A 26599-nucleotide genomic window follows, 5' to 3' on the forward strand; every position below is an offset into this window, starting at 1 on the left:
TCGCCTGGGGCATTCTGATCGGCCGGATGACCAGCCGTGACGATGTGCTGTTCGGTACCACCGTTTCCGGCCGTCCGGCACAGCTGTCCGGCGTCGAATCGATGGTCGGTCTGTTCATCAACACCGTCCCGGTGCGGGTGCGCTTCGATCCGTCGGAATCGGTGGAGCAGTTGCTCACCCGGACCCAGGGCGAGCAGGCGGATCTGCTCGATCACCACTACGTCGGCCTGGCCGATATCCAGTCCGCCGCCGGAATCGGCGGTCTGTTCGACACGCTGGTGGTCTTCGAGTCCTACCCGGTCGATGCCGAGGGCATCCGGGCGCAGGCCGCCGATATCGATGGCATGGCCGTGGTCGATATGCAGGCCGCCGACGCCACGCACTATCCGCTGACCCTGATCGCGCAGCTGGACTCGCAGCTGCGAGTGCGCGCGGGCTACCTGCGCGACCTGTTCGACGAGCAGACGGTGCGCCGCATCGCCGACCGCCTGGTGCGGGTGCTCACCGCGATCACCACCGAACCCGCCGCGGTCGTCGGCGATATCGAACTGCTCGACACCACCGAGCGCGAACTCGTGGTGTCCGAGTGGAACGACACCGCACACGACGTGGACGCTGCCGCCACACTGGTCTCGATGTTCGAGGCCCAGCTCGCCGCGACTCCGGACGCGACCGCGCTGACGTTCGAGGGGACCAGTCTGACCTACGCCGAGTTCGGCGCCCGGGTCTACAGCCTTGCGCGCTGGCTCATCGAACGCGGTGTCGGCCCGGAATCGTATGTGGCCCTTGGCATGCGGCGCTCCATCGATCTGGTGGTCGGCATGTACGCGGTGGCTGTGGCCGGTGGCGCGTATGTGCCGTTGGATCCGGATCATCCGGCCGAGCGCACGGAATACATTCTCGCCACCGCCGATCCGGTCTGCGTGCTGACCTCCGGTGACGATCTGAAGATCGATACCGCGCAGGTGCGCATCGATCTGCTCGACCTGTTCGGGCTCTCGGACCAGCCGGTGACCGAGGCGGAGCGGCGTGCGCCGTTGCGCCCGTCGAATACCGCGTACGTGATCTTCACCTCGGGTTCGACCGGTCGTCCGAAGGGTGTGGCGGTCAGCCATGCCGCGATCGTGAACCGTCTGGTGTGGATGCAGTCGGCCTACGGGCTGACCGGTGCCGACGCCGTACTGCAGAAGACGCCCGCCACCTTCGACGTTTCGGTGTGGGAGTTCTTCTGGCCGTTGCAGATCGGTGCGCGGCTGGTCATCGCGAAGCCGGACGGGCATCGCGATCCGGCCTACCTCGCCGAGATCATTACCGCCGAGCGGGTCACCGTCACCCACTTCGTGCCGTCCATGCTGTCGGTCTTCGTGGCCGATGCGGCCGCGGCGCGGTGTGATTCGCTGCGACTGGTATTCGCCTCCGGTGAGGCGCTGCCGCCCAAGCCCGCCCATCGCCTGCGCGAGCTGACCGGTGCGGCGCTGCACAACCTGTACGGCCCGACCGAGGCCGCGGTCGACGTCACCTTCCACGAGGTGGTCGCGACCGATACCGACACCGTGCCGATCGGTGCGCCGGTCTTCAATACCCAGGTCTACGTGCTCGATTCGCGGCTGCGCCCGGTGCCGGTCGGTGTCGCGGGCGAGCTGTACCTCGCGGGCACTCAGCTGGCGCGTGGCTATGTCGCGCGTCCGGATCTGACCAGCGATCGGTTCGTCGCGAACCCGTTCGCCACCGATGGCGCGCGCATGTACCGCACCGGCGACCTGGTGGCCTGGACGGCCGACGGCGAGCTGGATTACCTGGGCCGCACCGACTTCCAGGTGAAGCTGCGCGGTCTGCGCATCGAGCTCGGCGAGATCGAGCAGGCGCTCACCGCGCTGGACGAGGTCGCCCAGGCCGTCGTCGTGGTGCGCGGTGATCAGCACACCGGCGACCAGCTCGTCGCGTATGTCATCGCGACGCCGAATCTGCGGCTGGATATCGAGACGGTGCGCGAGGATCTGGCGCGGCAGTTGCCCGCGTACATGGTCCCGTCGGTGGTCATCGTGCTCGATGCCTTCCCGCTCAATGCCTCCGGCAAGCTGGATCGAAAGGCATTGCCCGCACCGGTGTTCGAGGCCGCGGTATTCCGCGCGCCGACCACGCCGATCGAGGAGATCATCGCGGCCACCTACGCCGACGTGCTCGGCCTGGAACGCGTCGGTCTCGACGACGATTTCTTCGCACTCGGCGGCAACTCGCTGAGCGCCACCCAGGTCGCCGCCCGGCTCTCGGCCGCACTGGATACCGATCTCGGTGTCCGCGAACTGTTCGAGGCGTCCTCGGTGGCCGCGCTCGCGGCCCGCGCGGAATCGCGTGCCGGTGCCGGTGCGCGCATGGCCCTGGTGCCGCAGCAGCGTCCCGAGCGGGTGCCGCTGTCGCTGGCCCAGCAGCGCATGTGGTTCCTCAACCGCTTCGATCCGGAATCGGCCGTGGACAATATCCCGGCCGCGGTGCGGCTGTCGGGTCTGCTCGACCGCCAGGCGCTGCAGATCGCCGTCGCCGATGTGCTGGCTCGTCACGAGTCGCTGCGCACCTTCTACCCGGAGTACGACGGCACCGCCTACCAGCAGACCGTCTCCACCGCCCGGGTGATCCCGGACCTGACGCCCATCGATGTCACCGAAGCCGAACTGCCGCAGCGCGTCGCGGAAGTCATCCTGACCGGCTTCGACGTCACCGCCGAAGTTCCGTTCCGGGCCAAGCTGTTCGAGATCAGCCCGACCGAACATGTGCTCGCCCTGGTGGTGCACCACATTTCGGCCGACGGCTTCTCGATGGGCCCGCTCACCCGCGATGTGATGACGGCCTACGCCGCCCGCGTCGAGGGCGGCGAGCCTTCCTGGCGTCCGCTCGACGTGCAGTACGCCGACTTCGCGCTGTGGCAGCGCGCGGTGCTCGGCGCCGAATCCGATCCGGAATCGGTGATCTCGGCGCAGATCGCGTTCTGGTCCGAGACCCTGCGCGGACTGCCCGAACAGCTCGACCTGCCCGCCGACCGGCCGCGTCCGGCGGTCGCATCGGGTCGCGGTGCGACGCACGTCTTCGAGATCGATGCCGAAACCCACGGCAAGCTCACCGAACTCGCGCGCACCAGAGGTACGACGCTGTTCATGGTCGCGCACACCGCGCTGGCCGTGCTGCTGTCGCGGCTGTCCGGCGAGGAAGACATCGCGATCGGTACGCCGATCGCCGGACGTGGTGAGCGCGCGCTCGACGATCTGATCGGCATGTTCGTCAACACCCTGGTGTTGCGGACCCCGATCGACGGCGAGGCCACCTTCACCGAACTGCTGCGCACCGTGCGCGCCATCGATATCGGCGCGTTCGGCCATGCCGACCTGCCGTTCGAGCGGCTGGTGGAGATCCTGAACCCGGCCCGTTCGCAGGCGCGGCATCCGCTGTTCCAGGTGATGCTGTCGTTCCAGAACACCGGCCAGAACAGCCTGGAACTGCCCGGACTCACCGTCAGCGGAGTCGAACTGCCGATCGATGTGGCCAAGTTCGATCTGCAGCTGGTGCTCTCGGAGCAGACCGCTACCCCGATCAGTACCGCGAACGGTGCGGGCGCCACCACGGTCGCGCCTTCGGGCATCGCGGGCGAATTGATCTACGCCACCGACCTTTTCGACGCCGACACCATGGCGGCGTTCGGACAGCGGTTCAACCGGCTGCTGCGAGCCGTTGCGGCCGAACCGGATCGGGCCATCGGCGATATCGACCTGCTCGATGCGTCCGAAGCCGAACTGGCACTGCGCGGCTGGAACGACACCGAGCGTGATCTCGGTGCGGTCGGCACGCTGGTCGACGAATTCGCCGCGCAGGCGGCGGCGACGCCGGATGCGGTCGCGATCGTGGACCCGGCGACGGGTGCTTCGCTTACCTACGCCGAATTCGGTGCCCGCGTGCACCGGTTGGCACGGCGCCTCATCGCGGATGGGGTCGGCCCGGAGAGCCTGGTGGCCCTTGGTCTTCGGCGCTCGGTCGACCTCGTGGTCGCGGCGTACGCCGTGCTGGAGGCCGGTGGCGGTTATGTGCCACTCGACCTCGATCAGCCTGCGGAGCGGATCGGGTATGTGCTCGATTCGGCAGCGCCGGTATGCGTTCTGACCACCTCGCGTGACGACTTCGACGGCACCGGTCTGCCCACGATCGTCATCGATGACCTGGATCTGTCCGAGTACTCGGACGCGCCGGTCACCGAGGCGGAGCGGATTGCGCCGCTGCGGCCGAGCAACCCCGCGTACGTCATCTTCACCTCCGGTTCGACCGGTCGGCCGAAGGGTGTGGCCGTGCCGCATGCGGCCGTCGTCAACCAGATCCGATGGATCACCGGTCAATACGGCATCGGTGCCGATGACGTCGTGCTGTTCAAGACCCCTGCCACCTTCGACGTGTCGGTGTGGGAGCTGTTCGGCCCGTTGTCCACCGGTGGCCGGATTGTCGTCGCTGGCCCCGACGGCCATCGCGACCCGCAGTACCTGGCCGACGTGATCGCGGCCGAGCGGGTCACCATGACCTCGTTCGTGCCCTCGATGCTGAGCGTCTTCGCGAGCAGCGTCGACGCGGCGGTCGGCAGCGACGCACTGGCATCGCTGCGCGCACTGCTCATCGCCGGTGAGGCATTCACCGCCGATGCCGCGACCGCCATCCGCCGGGTCAGCTCGGCCGAGCTCTACAACCTCTACGGCCCGACCGAATTCACCGTCCACGCGACCCACGGCCCGGTGGCCGACAAGGTCGAAGGCGCGGTGCCGATCGGCCTGCCGGTGTGGAATTCGCAGGCGTACGTGCTGGATTCGCGCCTGCACCCGGTCGCTCCTGGTGTCGCGGGTGAGCTGTATCTGGCCGGTGCGCAGTTGGCGCGCGGCTACTTCGGCCGCACGGATCTGACCGCGGATCGCTTCGTGGCCAACCCGTTCGGCGCACCGGGCGCTCGCATGTACCGCACCGGTGACCTGGTGACCCGGGCCGCCGACGGTTCGATCGTCTACCTCGGCCGCACCGACTTCCAGGTCAAGCTGCGTGGTCTGCGCATCGAGCTCGGGGAGATCGAAACCGCGCTCACCGCATACGATTCGGTGGCACAGGCCGTGGCGCTGGTGCGTTCGGATGCCAGGACCGGCGATCAGCTGGTCGGCTACGTGGTACCCGCGAACGGCGCCACCGTCGACATCGACGCGCTGCGCACCCACCTGATCGCGCAACTGCCGTCGTACATGGTCCCCGCGGCGCTCATGGTGCTCGACGCCATGCCGTTGAACCCCAACGGCAAGCTCGACCGCCGTGCCCTGCCCGAACCCGCCTTCGAGGCCAAGGAATTCCGCGCACCGTCGACCCCGATCGAAGAGATCGTGGCCGACACCTTCGCCGAGGTGCTCGGTTTGTCGACCGCGGACGGCGCGCGTCCGGTCGGTTTGGACGACGACTTCTTCGACCTCGGCGGCAACTCGCTGATCGCCACCCAGGTGGTCGCTCGCCTGGGCGCCGCACTCGACACCCGCATTCCGGTGCGGCTGCTGTTCGAGGCCCCGAATGTCGCCGCGCTCGCCGCGCGGATGGAGGGACAGCAGGGCACCGGCGGACGCCGGGAACTGACGGCCGGACCGCGGCCGGACCAGATTCCGCTCTCGCTGGCCCAGCAGCGGATGTGGTTCCTCAACCGCTTCGACAACCAGACCGCGGTCAACAACATCCCGCTGGCGGTCCGGCTCACCGGCGCACTCGACACCGATGCGCTGCGCATGGCCGTTGCCGACGTGATGGACCGGCACGAGGTGCTGCGCACCGTCTATCCGGAAACCGCCGACGGTCATGGTGTGCAGGTCGTGCTGCCCACCGGTCAGGTCCACCTCGACCTGACCCCGCTCGTGGTGTCCGAGACCGATATTCGCTTTTCGATCAGCGAACTGGTGCTGACCGGCTTCGACGTCACCGCCGAAGTTCCGGTGCGCGCCAAGCTGTTCCGGCTCGAGTCGCCGATGGACGGCTCGCTGCCCGATACCCACGTGCTGGTCTTCGTGGTGCACCACATCTCCGGTGACGGCTGGTCGGTGCGTCCGCTGGCCCGCGACGTGATGGTCGCCTACGCGGCCCGCACCCGCGGCGAATCGCCCGCCTGGGCGCCGCTGGCGGTGCAGTACGCCGACTTCGCGCTCTGGCAGCGCGACACCCTCGGCTCCGAGGACGATCCGGAATCGCTGATCGCCCAGCAGGTCGCGTACTGGTCGCGGAATCTGGCCGGGCTGCCCGATCAGCTGGATCTGCCGTCGGATCGTTCGCGCCCCGCCGTCGCGTCGAACCGTGGTGACGTCTACGAATTCGGCATCGACGCGCAGTTGCTGACCGAGCTCAACGCACTGGCCCGCGCGAACGGCGCGAGCCTGTTCATGGTGGTGCACGCGGCGTTTGCTGCCCTACTGTCCCGTTTGTCGGGCAGCGACGATATCGCCATCGGCACCGCGGTCGCGGGTCGTGGCGAGGCCGTGCTCGACGACGCGATCGGCATGTTCGTCAATACGCTCGTGCTGCGCACGCCGGTCGAATCCGGTGCGTCCTTCGCCGACTTGGTCGCGCGGGCACGCGAAACCGATCTGGCCGCCTTCGGCCACGCCGACCTGCCGTTCGAGCGGCTGGTCGACATCCTCAACCCGGCCCGTTCGCAGGCGCGGCATCCGCTGTTCCAGGTGATGCTGTCGTTCCAGAACACCGGTGAGGCATCGTTCGAACTGCCCGGTCTCGAGGTGGCCGGTGTGCCGCTCGACGTGGTCACCGCGAAGTTCGATCTGCACCTGAACCTCGCCGACCGTATCGACGCGGCCGGGAACGCGGACGGCATGACCGCCGAATTCGCCTACGCGACGGATATGTTCGACGCGAAGACGATCGCCGGTGTCGCCACGCGCCTCACCCGCCTGCTGCGTGCGGTGGTCGCGGATCCGGCCGTCGCGGTCGGTGACGTCGATCTGCTCGATGCCGCTGAGCGCACCAAGGTGCTCGAAAAGTGGAACGAGACGGCGTATGTCGTCGACGCCCAGGCCACCCTGGTCTCGATGTTCGAGGAGCAGGCGGTCCGGAGCCCGAAGTCGATCGCGCTGACCTTCGAGGGGACGAGTCTGTCCTACGGCGAGTTCACCTCCCGGGTGAATCGCCTTGCCCGGTACCTGGTTTCGCTGGGTGTCGGACCCGATTCGATGGTCGCGCTCGGCATGCGCCGATCCTTCGAACTGGTGATCGGCATGTACGCGGTGAGCGTGGCCGGTGGCGCGTATGTGCCGCTGGATCCGGATCATCCGGCCGACCGCACCCGCTATGTACTCGACACCGCGCAGCCGGTCTGCGTGCTGACCACCGCCGCCGACGAGTTCGACGCGGGCTCGACGCCGACGCTCGAGATCGACGCACTCGATCTGTCGGCATACTCCGACGAACCGCTGATCGATGCGGAACGGCTTGCGCCGCTGCGGCCGTCGAATACCGCGTACGTGATCTTCACCTCGGGTTCGACCGGTCGTCCGAAGGGTGTGGCGGTCAGCCATGCCGCGATCGTCAACCGTCTGGTCTGGATGCAGGCCGAATACGGGCTGGACCGCGGCGATGTGGTCCTGCAGAAGACGCCAGCCACCTTCGACGTGTCGGTATGGGAATTCTGGTGGCCGCTGCAGGTCGGCGCGCGCCTGGTCATCGCGAAGCCGGACGGTCATCGCGATCCGGCCTACCTGGTGCAGACCATTGCCGACGAGCAGGTCACCACGGTGCACTTCGTGCCGTCCATGCTGTCGGTCTTCGTGGCCGACGACCGCGCGGGCGAATGCTTCGACCTGCGCAATGTCTTCGCCTCCGGTGAGGCGCTGCCCGCGGTCACCGCACAGCGGTTGCGCGAACTGACCGGTGTCTGGGTGCACAACCTGTACGGCCCCACCGAGGCCGCTGTCGACGTCACCTATCACGAGGTCACCGACGCCGATACGGTCTCGGTCCCGATCGGTGCGCCGGTCTTCAACACCCAGGTGTACGTGTTGGATTCGCGTCTGCACCCGGTTCCGGTCGGTGTCGCGGGTGAGCTGTACCTCGCGGGCGAGCAGCTGGCGCGCGGCTATGTGGCGCGTCCGGATCTGACCGCGGATCGCTTCGTGGCCAACCCGTTCGGCACCGGCGAGCGGATGTACCGTACCGGTGACCTCGTCACCTGGACCGCCGACGGTGAGCTGGAGTACCTGGGCCGCACCGACTTCCAGGTGAAGCTGCGCGGTCTGCGCATCGAACTCGGCGAGATCGAATCGGCGCTCACCGCACTGGGGACGATCGCGCAGGCGGCCGTGGTGGTCCGCTCCGACGACCGCCTCGGCGATCAGCTGGTCGCGTATGTGATCGCGGCGGCGGATCATTCGATCGATATCGACCAGGTGCGCGCCGAACTCGCGGGCGAACTGCCCGCGTACATGGTGCCGACCGCCTTCGTCGTACTGGAAGCGTTCCCGCTCAATGCCTCCGGCAAGCTCGATCGCAAGGCGCTGCCCGCGCCGGTATTCGAGGCGAAGGTGTTCCGCGCACCGTCCACCCCGATCGAGGAGATCGTGGCGGGTGTGTTCAGCGATGTGCTCGGCGTCGCACGCGTCGGGCTGGACGACGACTTCTTCGAACTCGGCGGCAACTCGCTGCTGGCTACCCAGGTGACCGCGCGCATCGGCGCGGCACTGGATACCCAGCTCGCGGTCCGCGATCTGTTCGAGGCGTCGACGGTCGCCGCGCTGGCGGCCAAGGCCGAACACAATGCCGGATCCGGCCGCACCCGGCCGCGGCTGGTCGCCGGGGAGCGCCCGGCCCGGGTGCCGCTCTCGCCCGCACAGCAGCGGTACTGGTTCCTCAACCAGTTCGATACCACTACCTCTGCCGTGGACAACATCCCGCTCGCGGTGCGGTTGTCCGGTGCGCTGGATGTGGCGGCGCTGGAAACGGCGCTCGGCGATGTGTTCGCCCGGCACGAGGTGCTGCGCACCACCTACCCGAGTTCGGCCAGTGGCCCGCACCAGGTGATCCTGCCCGCCGACCAGGCCGTGCCGGAGCTGACCGTTACCGATATCTCGGAATCGGACCTGGTCGGCGCGGTGATCGAATTCGCGCTCACCACCTTCGATGTCACCGTTCAGGTGCCGCTGAAGGTGGGGCTGTTCCGGCTCGCCGAACAGGAACATGTGCTGGCGTTCACGGTGCACCATGTCGCGGCCGACGGTTCGTCGATGGGCCCGCTGGCCCGTGACGTCATGGCGGCGTATGTGGCACGGGCCCAGGGTGAGATCCCGCAGTGGCAGCCGCTGCCGGTGCAGTACGCCGACTACGCGCTGTGGCAGCGGGCGGTGCTCGGCTCCGAGGAGGATCCGGAATCGCTCGCGGCACAGCAGGTCGCCTACTGGCAGTCCGCCCTCGCGGGTATGCCCGATCAGCTGGAGTTGCCCGCCGACCGGCCGCGCCCGCGCGCGCAGTCGTTCCAGGGCAAGGCGATTCGCTTCGAGATCGCACCGGACAAGCACGCCAAGCTGCACGAGTTGGCGCGGGCCAATAACGCCTCGCTGTTCATGGTCACGCATGCGGCGCTGGCCGTACTGCTCTCGCGACTGTCGGGTACCGACGACATCGCGGTCGGCACCCCGATCGCGGGTCGCGGTGAACGCGAACTCGACGATCTGATCGGTATGTTCGTCAACACCTTGGTGTTCCGGACGATCATCGAGCCCGGTGACACCTTCGCCGACCTGCTCGCCGACGTGCGCGAACGGGACCTCGAGGCATTCGCGAACGCCGATGTGCCGTTCGAGCGGCTGGTCGAGGTGCTCAACCCGGAGCGTTCGACGGCGCGCAATCCGCTGTTCCAGGTCGGACTCTCGTTCCAGAACCTGGCCGAGACCACCTTCACGCTGCCCGGCCTTTCGGTCAGCGCGGTGAACTTCGATTCGCAGCTGGCCAAGACCGATCTGCACGTCACGCTGTACGACCGCTACGCCGAGGACGGCACGCCCGCCCAGATCGTCGCCGAATTCGGTTACGCCACCGACCTGTTCGACGAGTCGACGGTGCAGGGCTTCGCCGACCGCTTCGTGCTGGTGCTCGATGCCGTATTGGCTGATGCCGGCGTGCGGGTCGGCGAGATCGATCTGCTCTCGCCCGCCGAGAACGCGCGAATCCTGCACGCCTGGAACGACACCGCGCACTCGCTCGACATCGACGCCTCGACCACGCTGGTGTCGCTGCTGGACGCCACGGTGGCGGCGAACCCGGACGCGGTGGCGCTGGTGGCCGAGGACGCGACGCTCACCTACGCCGAGTTGGACGGCCGGGCCAACCGCCTGGCACGTCACCTGATCACGCTCGGTGTCGGCGCGGAGGACCGGGTGGCGCTGGCCATTCGGCGCTCGGTGGATCTCGTGGTCGCGATGTACGCGGTGGCGAAGTCGGGTGCGGCGTATGTGCCGATCGATCCCGATCAGCCCGCCGAGCGCACCGACTACATCCTGAGCACCGCGGCGCCGGTCTGCGTGCTGACCACCGGCCGCGATGATTTCGACAGCACCGTGACCGCGGTGGTGTCGATCGACGAGCTGGATCTATCCGGCGTCGCGGACGGTCCGATCTCCGACGGTGACCGGCTGCGGCCGCTGGTGGCGGCGAATACCGCGTATGTGATCTTCACGTCGGGCTCCACCGGCCAGCCGAAGGGCGTGGCGGTGCCGCATGCGGCGATCGTCAACCAGTTGCTGTGGAAGACAGCCGAATTCGGCCTGGCTGCCGACGACGCGGTGCTGCTCAAGACCGCGGCGACCTTCGACCTGTCGGTCTGGGAGTTCTGGTCGGCCGCCGTCTGCGGTGGCCGGTTGGTCATCGCCGATGCCGATGGTCACCGCGATCCCGCCTACCTCAACGAGTTGATGCGCACCACCGGCGTCACGACGCTGCATGTGGTGCCGTCGATGCTGGACGCGCTGCTCACCGAATCCGGTCGCCGCCTGCCGCAGTCGCTGCGGCGGGTGCTGGCGATCGGTGAGGCGCTGCCCGCGACGACCGCGCAGCGGTTCCGCCGGGACAACGCGGCCGAGCTGTTCAACCTGTACGGCCCCACCGAGGCCGCGGTGTCGATCACCACGCACACCGTCACCGATGCCGACAACGTGTCGGTGCCGATCGGTGCTCCGGAGTGGAACAGCCAGGTGTACGTGCTGGATTCGCGGCTGCGCCCGGTGCCGGTCGGCGTCTCCGGTGAGCTGTACCTGGCCGGTGCGCAGTTGGCGCGCGGCTACTTCGGGCGCGTCGACCTGACCGCGGATCGCTTCGTGGCCAACCCGTTCGGCGCGGGCGAGCGCATGTACCGCACCGGTGACCTGGTGGCCTGGAACAGCGAGGGCGGGCTCGAGTATCGCGGGCGCACCGACTTCCAGGTGAAGATCCGCGGTTTCCGGATCGAGCTCGGTGAGATCGAGGCGGCCCTGCTGCGGCAGCCCGAGGTCGCGGCCACCGCCGTCCTCGCGCACACCGACCCGAATCTGGGCGACCGGCTGGTCGCTTACGTGGTACCCGAAGCCGATGAGCTCGACAACACGCGGCTGCAATCAGCGTTGGCCGCCGAGCTGCCGTCCTACATGGTGCCGTCGGTCTTCCTGACCCTCGATGCGCTGCCGTTGAACGCGAACGGCAAGCTGGATCGAAAGGCATTGCCGGAGCCCACCTTCGAGAAGGCGGTCTTCCGCGCCCCGGTCACCCCGATCGAGGAGATCGTCGCGAATACCTTCGCCGAGGTGCTGCACCTCGGTTCCGGAGCGCAGGCGCAGCGGCTCGGCCTGGATGACGACTTCTTCGCGTGGGGCGGTAACTCGCTGCTCGCGACGCAGGTCGCGGCGCGCCTCGGCGCGGCGCTGAACACCCGCGTCCCGGTGCGACTGCTGTTCGAGGCACCGACCGTCGGCGCACTGGCCATCCGGGTCGAACAGCAGGCCGACGGGCGCGGACGGCACGCCCTGGTCGCCGGTCCGCGGCCGGAGCAAATTCCGCTGTCGCTGGCGCAGCAGCGGATGTGGTTCCTCAACCGCTTCGACACCCAGTCCGCCGCCTACAACGTCCCGATCGCGGTGCGGCTCACCGGCGCGCTCGATGTGGACGCACTGCGCGCCGCGATCGCGGATCTGGTGCGCAGGCACGAGGTCCTGCGCACCATCTACCCGGAGACCGAGTCGGGTGCGGTGCAGCTGATTCTGCCGGTGGGACAGGCGATTCCGGAGCTGGACGTCCGGACGGTCACACCGGATCAGGTCGAAACCGCCGTGGTCGAGTTGATTTCGGCGCCGTTCGACGTCACCGCCGAGGTGCCGGTGCGGGTGCGCTTGTTCGAGATCGACACCGAAAGTCCGGCTCCCGAGTACGTGATCGCGATGGTCGTGCACCATATCGCCGGTGACGGTTCCTCGATGGGACCGCTGACGCGGGATCTGATGACGGCGTACGCCGCGCGCTCGGCGGGTGTCGCACCCAACTGGGCGCCGCTGGAGGTCCAGTACGCGGACTACAGCATCTGGCAGCGCGAACTGCTCGGCAGCGAGGACGATCCGGAATCGCTGATGTCCAAGCAGGTCGCCTACTGGCGGACCGCGCTGGCCGATCTGCCGGAGCAACTGGACCTGCCCGCGGATCGTCCGCGGCCCGCGGTGCAGTCCTTCGCGGGTGGCACCGTCGAGGTGCGCATCGACGCCGACACCCACCGCGGTCTCAGCGGCGTGGCGCAGGCCGAGGGTGCGACGCTGTTCATGATCGTGCACACGGCGCTGGCCGTGCTGTTGTCCCGGCTGTCGGGCACGGACGACATCGCGATCGGTACGCCGATGGCGGGCCGCGGTGAGGCGGCGCTGAACGATCTGATCGGCACGTTCATCAACACCTTGGTGTTCCGTACCCGGCTGGATTCGGCCGAGCCGTTCGCGGATCTGCTCGGGCGGCAGCGCGAAACCGACATCCAGGCGTTCGCGAATGCCGATGTGCCGTTCGAGCGGTTGGTCGAGGTACTGAACCCGGCGCGGTCGCAGGCGCGGCATCCGCTGTTCCAGGTTGGCCTGTCGTTCCAGAACCTGGCCCAGACCACTCTGGAATTGCCGGATCTCACGGTCTCCGGCGTGGACTTCGATACCCGCATCTCCCAGTTCGATCTGCACCTGATTCTCAGCGATCTGTACGACGAGTCCGGGGCCCCTGCGGGCATCGCGGGCATATTCACCTACGCCACCGATCTTTTCGACCGGAGCACGGTCGAAGGGTTCGCGGACCGGTTCACCAGGCTGCTCGGCGAGATCATCGCCGCGCCGCGCGCTGCGGTGGGCGACCTCGAGCTGCTCACATCGGTGGAGCGGGAACGGATGCTCGACGGCTGGAACGCCACCGCGCATCCGGTGCAGCCCGAGCTGCTGCTCGACGGCTACCGGCGCGCTGTCGTGGCGCACCCGGATGCCGTCGCGGTGGTGTTCGAGGGCGCCGAGCTGGCCCACCCGTCGCCCGACCGCCACCCCTCATCGAGTCGCTCCGCGACGCTGACTTATAGGGAATTCGACGAGCGGGTGAACAAGCTTGCCCGCCTGTTGATTTCGCAAGGTGTCGGTGCGGAGTCGCTGGTCGGCCTCGCCGTTCGGCGGTCGCTGGATCTGGTTGTCGGCATGTACGCGATCGTGACGGCCGGTGGCGCGTATGTGCCGCTGGATCCGGATCATCCGGCGGAGCGGATCGCGCACATCCTGGATACCGCCCAGCCCGCGTGCGTGGTCACCACCGCGGCCGACGCCGTGCCGGTCCCCGCGGACATTCCGGTGCTCGAACTGGATTCGCTGGAACTGGACGGGTTCTCGTCTGCTCCGATCGAACCCGGTGAGCTGCTGCGCCCGGTCACCCGGGACAACCCGGCTTACGTCATCTTCACCTCGGGTTCGACCGGTCGTCCGAAGGGCGTCGCGGTATCGCACGAGGCGATCAACAACCAGATCGAGTGGATGCTCGCGGAGTACCCGCTCGGCTCGGCCGACGTGTACTTCCAGAAGACCGCCACCACGTTCGACGTGTCGCTGTGGGGCTACTTCATGCCACTGCGCGCGGGCGCGAAACTGGTGGTCGCCACCCACGACGGCCATCGCGATCCGGCCTACGTGGCGGATGCGATTGCCGCGCACGGGGTTACCGTCACCGACTTCGTGCCGTCCATGCTGACGGTGTTCGCCGCGCAGCTGGCGGCGGGCTCGCTGCCGACGCTGCGGGACGTGTTCGTGATCGGTGAGGCGCTGCCGCCGGAAACGGTGACGGCGTGGCGATCCGTTTCGGATGCGCTGCTGCACAACCTGTACGGGCCGACCGAGGCCGCGGTGTCGGTGACCTACTGGCCCGCGCGCGAGACGGATGTGCGCACCGTGCCGATCGGCTTGCCACAGTGGAACACCCAGGTGTTCGTGCTGGATTCGCGGCTGCGGCCGGTGCCCGCCGGTGTGGCCGGTGAGCTGTACCTCGCCGGTGATCAGCTGGCCCGCGGTTACGTCGCGCGGCCGGATCTGACCTCGGATCGCTTCGTGGCCAACCCGTTCGCGCCCGGCGCGCGGATGTACCGCACCGGCGACCTCGTGGTCTGGCGCGAACCCGCGGATGCGGGCTATCGCCTCGAATACCTGGGTCGCACCGACTTCCAGGTGAAGTTCCGCGGCCAGCGGATCGAGCTCGGCGAGATCGAGACGGCGCTGCTCGCCCATGCCGCGGTGAGCCAGGCGGTGGCACTGGTGGCGGCGTCGGCGCTGGGCGACCAGTTGGTCGCCTACGTGGTGCCCGCGCCGGGTCAGTCGATCGACCAGCGGACCCTGCTGGCCGAGGTCTCGGATGTGCTTCCGGCCTACATGGTTCCGGCGGCCGTCGTGGTGCTCGACGCCTTCCCGCTGAATTCGAGCGGCAAGCTCGACCGCAAGGCACTGCCCGAACCGACCTTCACCACGCGCGAATTCCGCTCCCCCGCAACGCCGGTGGAGGAGATCGTGGCGGGCGTCTTCAGTGACGTGCTCGGTATCGAGCGCGTGGGCGCCGACGACGACTTCTTCGCACTCGGCGGCAACTCGCTGGTCGCCACCCAGGTGGTCGGGCGCCTGAGCGCCGCGATCGGCGGCCGGGTGCCGGTGCGCGCGCTGTTCGAGGCGCCGACCGTCGCGGCCCTGGCGGTGAAGCTGGAGCAGCTGTCCGGTGTGGGCGAGCGGCGGCCGCTGGTCGCCGGTCCGCGACCGGATCCGGTGCCGTTGTCGCTGGCCCAGCAACGGATGTGGTTCCTGAACCGCTTCGACACCGAGTCGGCGGCCTACAACCTGCCCATCGCGGTCCGGTTGACCGGTGCGCTGGATGTCGACGCGCTGCGTGCGGCCATGGCGGATCTGGTCGGCAGGCACGAGATTCTGCGGACGGTGTACCCGGAGACCGCGGGCGCCCCGGCGCAGGTGATTCTGCCGGTGGCGCAGGCTGTTCCGGCACTGGAGCTGCGGCCGATCGCGGCCGCGGAGCTGGAATCCACGGTGATCGCGGTGATGGCGGCGCCGTTCGACGTCACCGCCGAGGTGCCGGTCCGTATCGAGCTGTTCCAGGTGACCGACGCTCCCGCCGCTGTGTCGTCGGGTCGCTCCGCAGGCTCCGCTCCTACCCTGAACGAGTTCGTGCTGGTGCTCGTGGTGCACCACATCGCCGGTGACGGTTCGTCGATGGGCCCGCTGACCCGGGATCTGATGACGGCGTACGCGGCGCGTTCGGTCGGCGAGTCGCCCACATGGACGCCGCTGCCGGTGCAGTACGCGGACTACTCGATCTGGCAGCGCGAGCTGCTGGGCAGCGAGGACGATCCGGAGTCGTTGGCGGCCAAGCAGATCGCCTACTGGCAGTCGGCATTGGCGGACGTGCCGGATCAGCTGGATCTGCCCTCGGATCGCCCGCGTCCCGCGGTGCAGTCCTTCACGGGCGGCAAGGTCGAGCTGAGCATCGACGCCGAAACGCATCGTGCGCTGGTCGGTTTGGCCAGGGCCGAGGGTGCGACGCTGTTCATGGTGGTGCACACCGCGTTCGCGGTAATGCTCTCGCGGCTCTCCGGAACCGATGACATCGCGATCGGCACACCGATGGCAGGCCGCGGTGAGGCCGTCCTCGACGACCTGATCGGCATGTTCGTCAACACCCTGGTGTTCCGTACCCAGCTGGAGCGCGGCGAGGCGTTCACGGATCTGCTCGCGCGCCAGCGCGAAACGGATATCCAGGCGTTCGCGCATGCGGACGTGCCGTTCGAGCGGTTGGTCGAGGTGTTGAACCCGGTGCGGTCGCAGGCGCGCCATCCGCTGTTCCAGGTGGGCCTGTCGTTCCAGAACCTGGCGCGGACCACGCTGGAACTGCCCGGACTCACGGTGGCCGGATTCGATATCGACACCCAGCTCTCGCAGTTCGATCTGCATCTGATCGTGGCGGACAGCTACGACGAGGACGGCACTGCGTCGGGTATCGGCGGGTACTTCACCTACGCCACCGATCTCTTCGACCCGGATACCGTCCGTGGCTTCGCCGATCGCTTCGCACGTGTGCTCGCCGAGATCATCGCGGCGCCGAGCTCGGCTGTCGGCGATCTCGAGATCATGGCCGCGGATGAACGCCGCGAACTGGTCTCCGGTCGGAATGCCACAGCGCACCAGGTGGATTCGGCCGCGACGCTGGCCTCGCTGCTGGATCGGACCGTGGCGGCCACGCCGGACGCGGTGGCGCTGGTCGGCGACGACGGCACCGCCGTTGCCCACCCGTCGCCCGACCACCACCCCTCATCGAATCGCTACGCGATGCTGTCATATCGCGAGCTCGGCTCCCGGGTGAATCAGCTTGCCCGGCACCTGATTTCGCTGGGTGTCGGACCGGAGGCGCGGGTGGCGCTCGCGCTGCGCCGCTCGGTGGACCTGGTGGTCGCGATGTACGCGGTGACCCAGGCCGGTGGCGCGTACGTGCCGCTGGATCCGGATCAGGCGGGTGAGCGGACCGACTACATTCTCGAAACCGCTCGGCCGCTGTGTGTGGTGACCAACGCCGCCACCGATTTCCAGACCTCGGTGACCGACGTCGTCCGGATGGACGCACTCGCGGACGTCACCGACGCGCCGATCGCCGACGCGGAGCGGATCGCGCCATTGCGCGCGGCCAATACGGCGTACGTGATCTTCACGTCGGGTTCGACCGGTCGCCCCAAGGGCGTCGCGGTGCCGCATGCGGCGATCGTCAACCAGTTGCTGTGGAAGACGAGCGAGTTCGGCCTCGGCTCCGAGGATGCGGTGCTGCTCAAGACGGCCGCGACCTTCGACCTCTCGGTGTGGGAGTTCTGGTCGGCGGCGGTTTCCGGTGGCCGACTGGTCATCGCGTCGGCCGACGGACATCGCGACCCGTCCTACCTCAACACGCTGATGCGCGATACCGCCGTCACCACCCTGCATGTGGTGCCGTCGATGTTGGATGCCCTGCTGATCGAATCGGACGGACAGCTGCCCGAATCGTTGCGCCGGGTGCTCGCCATCGGTGAGGCGCTGCCCGCCGCGACGGCGCAGCGGTTCCGGGAGGCGAACGCGGCAGGCCTGTTCAACCTCTACGGTCCGACCGAGGCCGCGGTCTCGATCACCAACCACGAGGTGACCGATGCCGACACCGTCTCGGTGTCGATCGGTGCCCCGGAGTGGAACAGCCGTGTCTATGTGCTGGATTCGCGGTTGCGTCCGGTGCCGGTGGGCGTTTCGGGTGAGTTGTACCTGGCCGGTGCGCAATTGGCGCGTGGTTACTTCGGGCGGGTCGATCTGACCGCGGAGCGGTTCGTGGCCGATCCGTTCGAATCCGGCGCTCGGATGTACCGCACCGGTGACCTGGTGGCCTGGAATGCTGATGGTGAGCTGGAGTACCGCGGCCGCACCGACTTCCAGGTGAAGATCCGCGGTTTCCGCATCGAGCTCGGCGAGATCGAGGCGGCGCTGCTGCGGCAGACCGCGATCGCGTCGGCCGCGGTGCTCGCGCATACCGATCCGGCACTCGGTGACCGCTTGGTCGCGTATGTGGTTCCGACCACCGGCGAATTCGACAAGAGTGCGGTGCAGTCGGCATTGGCCGCCGAACTGCCGTCGTACATGGTGCCGAGCGCCTTCCTGGCGCTGGACGCCCTGCCGCTCAATGCGAACGGCAAGCTCGATCGAAACGCCTTGCCGCAGCCCACCTTCGAACATGCCACCTTCCGCGCGCCGGTCTCCCCGGTCGAGCAGGTCGTGGCCGGTGTGTTCGCCGATGTGCTCGGCATCGAACGGATCGGCGCCGACGACGACTTCTTCGCACTCGGCGGTAACAGCATCCTGTCGATCCAGCTGGTATCGCGGGCGAAGGCACAGGGCGTGGTGTTCTCCGTGCGCGACGTCTTCGACCAGCGCAGCGTCGCCGGACTCGCCTCGATCGCGTCCTCGGCCGCGGATCTGCGGCAGGCGACCATGGCCGAGCTGCCCGGCGGTGGGATCGGCGAGATCCCGCTGCTGCCCGGCATCGCGGCGGTACTGGCGAACGACACGGCGTACCAGCGCTTCTCCTACGAGGCGGCGGTGGCACTGCCGAGCGAACTCGACGGGGATCGGCTGCGTGCGGCGATCGCCGCCCTGGTCGACCGGCACGATGCGCTGCGCACTCGGCTGCGCAGGGTCGACGAGGCCTGGGAATTCGAAGCACTCGAGCGCGGTGCCATCGATATCGATGCGCTGGTGCACGAGGTCGCCTTCGATACCGTCCTCGACGACGACTACGGCTACGACGAGCTCATGCGCCTGGCCGACAACGAACGCGCCGCCGCCGCGGATCGCCTCGATCCGGCCAACGGTGTGATGGCGCAGTTCGTGCGCTGCACCGCCGACCGGCTCGACGGCGGCAACTTCATGCTCGTCGTGGTGCACGGCTTCGCGGCCGATCCGAAGTCCCTCGGCATCCTGACCGGCGATCTGCTCGATCTGATCGCCGACGACCAGGTCGCCCTGCCGGAGGTCGGTACCTCACTGCGGCGTTGGGCCTACGGCCTGACCGAGCAGGCGAGTGGTCGCACCGCCGAACTGCCGTTCTGGCAGGAGGTTTCGGCCACACCCGATCCGCTGCTCGGCGCGCGGGCCTTCGATCCGGCGCTGGATACCGTCGCCACGACGCGACGGGTCCGCATCGAGGTGCCGACGGAGATCTCCGAGGTCCTGCTCACCACGGTTCCGGCGCGGTTCCACGGCGGCGTGCCGGACGGGCTGCTGTCGGCATTGGCCATGGCGCTGGTCCGCTGGCGCGGTGCGGAGCACGGATCGGATGTGCTGATCCGGCTCGACGGTGACGGCCGGGCGGCGGTCGACGGTGCCGAATTGTCGCGCACCGTGGGCGCTTTCACCGCCGTCTATCCGGCCCGGCTCGCGCTGAGCGGGATCGATCTGGCCGAGGCGTTCGACGGCGGCGCTGCCGCGGGTTCGATCATCAAGGCGGTGAAGGAACAGCTGCTCGCGGTGCCCGATCAGGGTGTCGGCCACGGGCTGCTCAATCTGCCGCTGGCGGGTCAGGTCGGCTTCCGGTACCAGGAAGCGGCGATCAAGACCGAGCGGGATGCCACCATGCCCGCGAACGGTGCGCTCGATATCGCCGTCACCGTAGGCGACGAGGACGATGGGCCGCGGCTGCTCGCCACCTTCGAGTTCCCGGTCGGGCTGCTGTCCCCGGAGCAGGTGCAGGAGTTGGCGGAACTGTGGGTTGCCGCGCTGACCGCGCTGGCGAAGCACGCGCAGCGGCCGGATGCCGGTGGTCATACGCCGTCGGATCTGCCGTTGGTGCAGGTCGGCCAGGCCGATATCGACCTGTGGGAGCAGACCTACCCGGGCCTCGACGATGTCTGGCCGGTCTCGCCGCTCCAGTCCGGCCTGCTCTTCCACGCGCTGATGACCACGGCCACCGTGGACGTCTACACCATGCAGGCCGTGGTGCAGCTGGCCGGAGCGGTCGATGTGGCGCGGTTGCATGCGGCCGCGCAGGCGATCCTGGATCGATACCCGAACCTGCGCACCGCATTCGTCACCGACTCCACCGGTCAGGTCCGCCAGGTCGTGCTCGATCGGATCGAAGTGCCCTGGCGCATCGAGGATCTCACCGATGTGCCGGAGGCGGAGCGGGCCGCCGAACTGCGTCGCCGGATCGATGCCGACCATGCGGACCGCTTCGATATGTCCAACCCGCCGCTGGTGCGGTACACGCTGTTGCGCACTGCGGCCGAGGAATGGACGCTGGCGATCACCACGCACCACGTGCTGATCGACGGCTGGTCGATGCCACTGCTGATGCGGGATCTGCTGGTGCTCTACGCGACGCGTGGCGATCAGTCGGCACTGCCGCAGGTCTCCTCCTACCGCGACTTCCTGGACTGGCTCGCCACTCGCGATCAGGACGCGTCGCTGCGGGTCTGGGCCGATGCCTTCGACGGTGCGACCGAGCCGACCGAATTGGCGCCGCCCGCGCCGACGGCCGAGACCTACGAGACCGCCAAACTGATCACCGAGATCGACGCCGACCGCACCCGTCAGCTGACCAAGCACTGCGCCGAACTCGGCATTACGGTCAACACGCTGGTGCAGGCGGCCTGGGGCATCCTGCTCGGCAGGCTCACCGGCCGCGCCGATGTGGTCTTCGGCGCCACGGTGTCGGGTCGGCCCGCCGAGCTGCCCGGCGTGGAGTCGATGGTCGGTCTGTTCATCAATACGCTCCCGGTCCGGGTGCGCATCGATGACCGCGCGACCATCGACGATCAGCTCGAGCGGTTGCAGCGCGGCCAGACCGAGCTGCTCGACCACCACTACGTCGGCCTGTCCGATATCCAGCGGGCCGCCGGAATCGCCTCGCACTTCGACACCCTGCTGGTGTTCGAGTCGTACCCGATCGATCGGGAGGCGATCGCCGCGGCGAGTTCGATCGACGGCATGTCGGTGACCGGTGTCGGTATGGAAAGCGCGACGCACTACCCGCTCACCCTGCAGGTGACCGCGGAGTCCACCCTCGAATTCACCTTCGAGTACCTGCTCAGCCGGTTCAGCGCCGAAGAGGTGGAAACCTTGTCCACCAGGCTGCTCCGGGTGCTGGACGCACTGCTCGCCGATCCGGCCGGACTGGTCGGCGATATCGATATCCTCGATGCCGGTGAGCGGGCCCGTCTGCTCGTCGAATCCGGTATCGCGGCAACGGCTCCCGCACCGGAACCGGTGGGCCGGGTCGGTGCGCGCACGGTGTCGCGGGTGCTCGCCGAGGTGGTCGAGGCCGATCCCGAGGCGCCCGCGCTGCTGGTGGACGGCGACGAAATCGCCTACCACGTCCTGGATCGCCGTTCCTCGCAGCTGGCCCGGGTGCTCATCGCACACGGTGCCGGACCCGGCGACGTGGTGGCCCTTGCGCTGCCGCGTTCGGAGGATGCGGTGGTCGCGGTCTGGGCCATCCAGAAGGCCGGTGCCGCCTGCCTGTTCGCCGGTGATCTCTCCGCCGCCGAAATGGCCACCGCCGGAGCCGGTTTCGGTATCACGCTGGAACCGGCCGACGGCCCGATCAACTGGCTGGTCCCGAGCGATCCGGCGGTCCAGGCGGAATTGGCCGCCGCCCCATCGCACCCGGTCTCCTACGCCGATCGGGTCCGCCCGCTCGCCGAGGAACACCCGGCCTTCGTAGTCCGCACAGCAGACGGTGCCGTACGCGCCTTCAGCCAGACCGAGGCACTCGAACAGGCCGAGCAGGTCCGCTCGGAGTACGACATCGATTACGAGTCGACGACCTTCACCACCGCCATCTCGGGTCGAGCCGCATTCCTGGAGTCCATGACAGCAGCCGTTGCCGGTGCGTTGTCGGTACTGCCCGGCGCGGACGACATCGCCGATGACCTGGCCGACGGCGAGGTCACCCACTGGTTCGTCACCGTGGGTGAGGCGACCGACGCGGCGGACGAGGACGTGCGAATCGTGATCGTCGAGTAACCGAGACCGCCCCGGTCTACGAGGGCAAGAGCCCCGCACCTCGAAAAGATGAAGGTGCGGGGCTCGCCTGGGGCGCTGTGTCAGCTTCGAGGAAATTCGAGGTCGGATTCCCCGAGGAGGACCGGATCACCAGTTTCGCATGATTCCTCTTACGAGCCGAGAAATATTGTTACGCATTGTTTTTCCCCATTCTGAATAGCCTGACAAGCTGGGATCCGGTCAGTACTCTCGTGTCGCATCGGGTTTTATCCCGCCCCTGTCCTCGTATTCGATCCGTTCGCGGATCCCCCTGACGGAGCGGTCCTTCGGAATACGTTCCGGCCACACGATCACTGCGACCGTCACTGCCAGCGGCAGCCCGATCGCGACAACCCAGCCGAGCGCAATCACGGCAGATCTCGGAGCAGTCGCAGCACCGTGGCGCACGTCTCGGCGTCGGCAGGTTCGACCGGGCTGATTCGGTGATCGGCGACGCCGGCACCCGGAATACGTTGCGGTAGTAGATGATCGGCTGGAGTCCGCAACTCCGGGTACACGCCCGGACCGTCGTTCTCGTCGCCGTAGTCGGCGACCTCTAACACCCCTCCTGGGAGCACGAACAGTCTTGTGCGCCTGTTCATTTCGACTCCTGTAGTCCGGTGTTGGTAGGCACCCCGTGACCGGTTGGCGCCACATTTCACGGGGGCCGGATTCAACGTTATGGACAGGGCAGGGACACCTGAACTTCGCGAAGGACGTTTCGCCGGACACTTCAAAACGCCTAAACGTCCCGGTATCGTTTCGGTATGACTCCCCGCCTCCAATCGGCGATGTTGCGAGCACAGATCGACTCCGCCACACTCGCGAAGACGGTCGAGGTAGATGTGAAGACCGTGAACCGATGGCTAGCAGGTCGGGTGCCGCACAAACGAACTCGCGCCGCTGTGGCTGATGCGCTCGGCGAATCGGAGTCGAGTCTTTGGCCTGCTACACGTCCGGATATCAGCGCGGGAGCCCCCGCGACAGCCGAAGTCATCGGTGCGTACGCACACCGGGCCGACGTGCCCAACGAGCTTTGGACATCGTTGCTGCTGAGCGCTACTCAGCGAATAGACATCCTCGGGTACGCCTACCCGTTCGTCCTCGAGCTGTTGCCCGATGCCGCTGATCTGATCGCGGACAAGTGCCGAAACGGCGCGAGCGTCCGCCTCGCATTCGCTGACCCGGAGTCCGCACACGTAGCCGAGCGTGACGCGCTCGAACAGATGCAAGGGACATTGCCCGGACGGATACGAAACGCGTTGAGCATGATCGGCGTACTTGCCGAGACTTCCGGGTGCCGAATCGGGCTACATACAACGCACTTGTACAACTCGGTGTTCAGGTTCGATGACCTGATGTTGGTGACTCCGTACCTGGTTCGAGCGAGAGGCTATCAGCACCCCGCGCTCCACCTCCGAAAGCTCTCCCCTTACGGGCTGTTCGCATCGTTCGAGGACCAATTCGAACAGATTTGGGGAACCGTAACCCCGTACCTGCAAGAGGTGAATTCCGATGGGCTCACGGCGTGACTACTACCGAGACCCGGACGCACCCGAGGCGAACAGCCTGGTACCAGGCGGATCCGCATTGGTAGTCGATGGCGACGGCGCGATACTCATGCAGCGCCGCAGCGACTCCGGTAACTGGTCGCTACCGGGTGGAATCATGGAAATAGGCGAAACGCTGGAACAATGCGTTATCCGCGAGACCAAGGAGGAAACCGGGCTCGATATCGAGATAACCGGGCTACTCGGTATCTACACAGATCCCGAGCACATCATCGAATACGCGGACGGCGAGATTCGCCAAGAGTTCAACATCACGTTTTACGGCCGTGTCTTGGACGGCCGGATCACGGTCAGCAACGAATCCACAGAGGTTCGATTCCTGAGCCTGGGCGAGCTAACCGAGTTGCCGGTACACGCCACAGTGCGGTTACGGCTACGACACCATGCCGAGGAACGGACCCAGCCGTACCTGGGCTAGGCCAGATCAACCTTTATCTGCAATTCCAAAGCAGAGATAGCAAGGAATTGAATAATGCTATCCCGGTGTAAACGGAAACGGTTGAGATTCCGCACTTGCTGTTGGGATTCCTCGAGCCGGACACGTTCATCGATGCGACCTTGACCGATTCGGGCCGAGGCACGTTCCTTGTGTCCGGTAGCCCGATCACGGACCGTGAAACGCTGGGCAAGATGACGATGGAGACCTACGAAACCGCTATCGAGGTTCCGAAGGCAGAAAGGACGTTCTACGGTGCAGCTGCTTCAGGGCAATCCGTGGCCTGACCTCTTCGGGCAGTGCCAACGAGAAGCGTTCCACCTCGAAGTCAGAGACACCTACGCAGTGCCGAACGAGTCGGAACCGCTGCGCCGGTTTCTTGATGGGGAGCCGGACGACAACGCATGGTTCGAACCGTGGGGGCAGCTTGTACGGGCAACAACCGGCCGGGGTGTGCGTGTGACCCGTGTCCGGGTTGTCACATTGCCTCACGTGGACTACCAGCGATGGTTGCTAGCGCTGACAGCGCTGAATACCGAAGCGGGTGAAGAGATCAGGTACCTTCCCCGGCATCTCGCCGGAGACGTGCCCGTTGATGATTTCTGGCTGTTGGATGACGAACGGGTGGTGTTCAACCTCGTCGACGAGAACGGACGTGCGGCCGGGGCGTCAGCTCTGACCACCGACCCGAGGATTGCCGACCAGTGCCGACAGGTGAAAGAGCGCTTGTGGCAGCTAGCTACGCCGTACACCGAGTACGCGGTAGACATCCGGAGGTGAGCAACGGCGTTCATGGCCTGTGCTTGCCGGTCAATCAGTTACAGGTGAGGCAGCCCGGGAACTCATCCGGAAGGCGCTCGAAAGGCGGGCTCGATAGCCGTCTGACGGGCTTTAGTGCGCCGTCTGGAGTTGTGCCCACTCTTGAATACCACTGTGGATGCCTTCGACGGAGCATCGTAATCGCTCTTCACTCGCCAGGCCGTGCCGGTTATGCGGCTTGCTCGGCGCGTGACAGCCGTTGCCGCACTGGGCAACGGCTATCGCTCGTTTTGCGTATCAGGCCGTGACCGAGACCCGGTTGAACATCCGACCAGCCATATCGGCGCCCACGATGCGGCCACTCTCGTCGCGGGTAAAGAAACCGCGCTGCCCCTGCAGACCGCCACTGGTGACAACGTATTCGTCGCGGTCGCCGGGCAGCAGCCCGAGACCGGCCGCCGGAAGGTCCGGGGGCAGTTCGATTTCCGAGGCCGCACGGACGTCCGGTTTGATCCCGCAGGCGACCGTCAGCCCGGTCTCATCGGTGCCGATGGTGAGGATCATGGCGTCGATTTCGTAGTCGCCGATGATCTCCTCGGCGCGTGCCGGATCGAAGGGGAGGGGTTCGGGATCCTTGTCGATCACGCCGAGGTAGTGCTCGAGCGCCCACCGCACCACGGCCTGGTTGAACTGGATGCCGTCATCCGGGCCCGCGTTGGACATGACGGTGATGGCGAAATTCCGTTCCGGCACGGTGACGAGTTCGGCGAATTGGCCGTTGGACGATCCACCGTGGGCGGCGACTCGCACACCGTCCACGGCGCGCAGGAACCAGCAGATGCCGAAGGCGTCGCCGAGCGAGCTACCGTGCAACTCGACGGTCTGCTCCTTCATCCGGGTCAACACCTCGGCGGGCACCACGCGTTCACCGCTTTCGGTGTGGCCGTCACCGAGTTGAAAACGCGCCCACCGTAATTGGTCGGCGACCGAGGAGACGATGCCACCGCCCGGATTATTGGCGCGGGTGTCCTTCCACTGGCTTGCGACCGACAGCACGCCGTCCGCACCGCGATTGTGTCCGACCGCGAAACGCTGAGTCATGATCGCGCTCAACAGATACCGACTGTGCGACAGCCCGATCGGGTCGAGCAATAACCGCGCGACCGCCTTTTCGAAGGTCAGCCCGGTGACCTTCTCGATGACCCGCCCGAGCAGGTTGTACCCGGCCTGCGAATAAGAGGCGCGTGCACCGACCGGCCCAATCTGATCCAACTCGTTCAGTCGCGCCACATACTCGGCCAGCGCGTCATCTCCATCTCCGGTCTCGATGATCAGCCGAATCCCAAGCCCCGCAGTGTGATTGAGCAGATTGAACACCGTCATCTCCGCCGCTGCCGACTCATCGCCGAGCATCAACTCCGGCACATACCGCCGCACCGGCGCATCCAACTCGACCTTGCCCTCCGCGACCAGCCGCATCACCGCCGTCGCGGTGAACGTCTTACTCACCGACCCCAACACGAACATCGTGTCCCGATCCACCGGCACCGGATTCTCGATACTCGTCACCCCATGCGCAGCGAAAACCTCCCGCCCATCAACCCAAACCCCCGCCGCAGCCCCCGGCACCCCGAACTTCGCCGCCATCCCCGCAACGAATTCCCCCAGCTCAACGTCAGTCATCGTCCAACCCTTTCGTCCTGTCCGCCACCCCGGGGAAG

General features: G+C 67.2%; 8 protein-coding genes (1 of these 8 cut by a window edge). 5 read left to right on the forward strand and 3 right to left on the reverse strand.

Annotated features, from left to right (window positions below; genetic code table 11):
- Window positions 1-22094, forward strand: partial view of a non-ribosomal peptide synthase/polyketide synthase gene (locus ACQPZ2_RS06490; RefSeq protein WP_433524725.1) — the 3' portion only. The gene continues 22090 nt to the left of window position 1, outside the view; the window shows 22094 of its 44184 coding nt (coding positions 22091-44184); the start codon falls outside the window, past its left edge; it ends in the stop codon at window positions 22092-22094.
- Between the two features lie 219 nt (window positions 22095-22313).
- Here ACQPZ2_RS06490 and ACQPZ2_RS06495 read toward each other — a convergent pair whose 3' ends face one another.
- Together ACQPZ2_RS06495 and ACQPZ2_RS06500 are read right to left on the reverse strand one after the other, a co-directional pair.
- On the reverse strand, window positions 22314-22484 hold the full coding sequence (locus ACQPZ2_RS06495; RefSeq protein ID WP_433524726.1) for a hypothetical protein: 171 nt from the start codon (window positions 22482-22484) through the stop codon (window positions 22314-22316).
- Window positions 22481-22714, reverse strand: coding sequence for a hypothetical protein (locus ACQPZ2_RS06500; RefSeq protein WP_433524727.1), 234 nt, complete (start codon window positions 22712-22714; stop codon window positions 22481-22483). Before ACQPZ2_RS06500 ends, ACQPZ2_RS06495 begins: the two co-directional genes overlap by 4 nt.
- Before the next feature lie 165 nt (window positions 22715-22879).
- Between ACQPZ2_RS06500 and ACQPZ2_RS06505 the strand changes: the two genes are divergently transcribed.
- The 4 genes from ACQPZ2_RS06505 to ACQPZ2_RS06520 all read left to right on the forward strand — a co-directional run bounded on the left by ACQPZ2_RS06505 (window position 22880) and on the right by ACQPZ2_RS06520 (window position 24899).
- Window positions 22880-23644 (forward strand): hypothetical protein, encoded by a 765-nt coding sequence (locus ACQPZ2_RS06505; protein WP_433524728.1) that lies wholly within the window; start codon window positions 22880-22882, stop codon window positions 23642-23644.
- Window positions 23628-24101, forward strand: a complete 474-nt coding sequence (locus ACQPZ2_RS06510; RefSeq protein ID WP_433524729.1) for an NUDIX domain-containing protein — start codon at window positions 23628-23630, stop codon at window positions 24099-24101. Before ACQPZ2_RS06505 ends, ACQPZ2_RS06510 begins: the two co-directional genes overlap by 17 nt.
- A 95-nt stretch (window positions 24102-24196) precedes the next feature.
- Window positions 24197-24406: a hypothetical protein gene (locus ACQPZ2_RS06515; protein ID WP_433524730.1), complete on the forward strand. Its 210-nt coding sequence runs from the start codon at window positions 24197-24199 to the stop codon at window positions 24404-24406.
- Window positions 24375-24899 (forward strand): DUF6879 family protein, encoded by a 525-nt coding sequence (locus tag ACQPZ2_RS06520; protein ID WP_433524731.1) that lies wholly within the window; start codon window positions 24375-24377, stop codon window positions 24897-24899. Before ACQPZ2_RS06515 ends, ACQPZ2_RS06520 begins: the two co-directional genes overlap by 32 nt.
- Before the next feature lie 276 nt (window positions 24900-25175).
- Here ACQPZ2_RS06520 and ACQPZ2_RS06525 read toward each other — a convergent pair whose 3' ends face one another.
- Complete coding sequence (locus ACQPZ2_RS06525; RefSeq protein WP_433524732.1) at window positions 25176-26561, reverse strand: serine hydrolase domain-containing protein; 1386 nt, start codon at window positions 26559-26561, stop codon at window positions 25176-25178.
- Window positions 26562-26599: the final 38 nt, after the last annotated feature.

It is taken from the genome of Nocardia pseudovaccinii, assembly GCF_050942345.1.
Taxonomy (GTDB): domain Bacteria; phylum Actinomycetota; class Actinomycetes; order Mycobacteriales; family Mycobacteriaceae; genus Nocardia; species Nocardia pseudovaccinii.